Source organism: Flavobacterium sp. NKUCC04_CG (assembly GCF_019345525.1).
In the GTDB taxonomy this organism is placed as follows: Bacteria; Bacteroidota; Bacteroidia; order Flavobacteriales; family Flavobacteriaceae; genus Flavobacterium.
Map to the genome: position 1 here is coordinate 1 of NZ_JAHKRA010000080.1, position 241 is coordinate 241.

Here is a 241-nt window from a genome sequence, read left to right on the forward strand (position 1 = left end):
CTATGTTTTAAAACTGAATACCAAAGGACAATTGCTTTGGGGAACAGCGGCAGCATGTCCTTCTTTTCCGATAACGAGTGCTTATTCATCGGCTCGTGCATTGGCTTTTACGGCTAGCGAAGTGGTGGCCGGAATCACGATGGACTCCGAGCTTTGGGGTGATAAAATGTCTGGTATTCCCGTGGGAACCGGTTATTTACCGGATCCTTTTGTGGGTCGGTTTGACAAAATCACCGGTCAT

At 47.7% G+C, this 241-nt stretch carries 1 protein-coding gene; it reads left to right on the forward strand.

Annotated features, from left to right (window positions below):
* Positions 1 to 241 (forward strand): hypothetical protein (locus KO524_RS15295; protein ID WP_219295085.1); only part of this gene is annotated, 241 nt, incomplete at both ends.